This is a genomic window from Bacteroidia bacterium, assembly GCA_025056095.1.
In the GTDB taxonomy this organism is placed as follows: Bacteria; Bacteroidota; Bacteroidia; order JANWVE01; family JANWVE01; genus JANWVE01.
Genome location: JANWVW010000328.1, coordinates 1 through 1,606 on the forward strand (window position 1 = coordinate 1; position 1,606 = coordinate 1,606).

Sequence of the window (1,606 nt, forward strand, 5' to 3'; positions counted from 1 at the left end):
GCTTTTCAAGATTTTAACATTTCATTTGACATTTATTCCCGTACTTCTAACGCTATACATCATAAAACTGCATCAGATTTTTTTGAACATCTCTACAAAAATGGCAAATTTGAGGAATACGTAACTGAACAATTTTACGATGAAACCAATCAACAATTTGTAGCCGATAGGTTTCTCAAAGGTACTTGCCCTAAGTGTGGCAACCCCGATGCTTATGGCGACCAGTGCGAAAAGTGTGGCTCTACTTTGAACCCTACGGATTTAATTAACCCCGTTTCTCGGATCACAGGTAAACCTCTATCACTCAAAAAAACTAAACATTGGTTTTTGCCCTTAAACCAGTACCAAAAAATTTTACAAGATTGGATAAATGCACACGCAGCTAAATGGAAAACAAACGTAGTTGGACAATGCATGTCTTGGCTAAATGAAGGATTACAGCCCCGTGCAGTTACCCGAGATTTAGACTGGGGTGTGAAAGTACCTGCATCTATACCAGGTAGTGAAAATAAAGTGTTATACGTATGGTTTGATGCGCCTATTGGTTATATTTCTGCTACCAAAGAATGGGCAATTGAGCAAAACAACCCCGATGCATGGAAAAAATACTGGCTACAGCAACCCAACGAACAAGATAATGCTCGTTTGATTCATTTTATTGGTAAAGATAACATTGTTTTTCATTGTATTGTATTCCCAGCTATGCTCATAGCACACGGCGGATATATCTTACCTGAAAATGTCCCCGCTAATGAATTTCTCAATATCGAAGGCGATAAAATTTCTACTTCTCGCAATTGGGCAGTTTGGCTACATGAGTTTGCTGAAAAATTCCCCTCAAAAATTGATGTACTGCGATATGTACTCACTGCTACTATGCCCGAAACCAAAGACAATGATTTTAGTTGGATAGACTTTCAGCAGCGTAATAACAATGAGCTAGTAGCTACTTTGGGAAATTTTGTCAATAGAGTTTTTACTCTAATAGGCAAATACTTTCAAGGAAGGGTCCCAGAACTTGCAGATAGCTCTGCTATAACAGAGTACAGCTTAATTCAAAGTTTTCTTCAATATGAAAAAGAACAAACAAAAACATGGGCATCGGTGATTGGGGAGTACATAGAGAACTATCGTTTTAGAGATGCGCTGCAAACTATTATGGCATTTGCAATGAAAGGTAATAAGTTTTTGCAAGAAACAGAACCTTGGAAAACTATTCAATCTAACCCCAAGCAAACAGCTATTGATCTTTTTCATGCCGTCCAAATGGTAGCTCATTTAGCTATATGGCTTGAACCTTTTATGCCTGCTACAGCTCAAAAGTTGCAAAATAGTTTGCAGATAGAGCAAGCTACTTGGAATTTATCACAAGAATGGGCAATTGTGCCGCAAGGTACAGCCATTACCCAGATAGGTCTACTATTTGAAAAAATAGAAAATGACTTTGTACAAGCCCAAATTGAGTACTTAATAAAGAACACAGATACGCTTCAATTAGAGCATTTAGTAGAAAAGAAGGCACCTTTGTCCAATTATGCACAGCAGGAACTTATCCAAAGAAAGCAAAGTCAAAAAGTGGCTGCTTCTGCGGCTATTCCTGATTTTT

General features: G+C 37.9%; 1 protein-coding gene. It reads left to right on the top strand.

Annotated elements, in window-relative coordinates; translation table 11 throughout:
* On the top strand, positions 1-1,606 hold a 1,606-nt coding region (gene metG / locus NZ519_13855), incomplete at both ends, for a methionine--tRNA ligase (protein ID MCS7029838.1).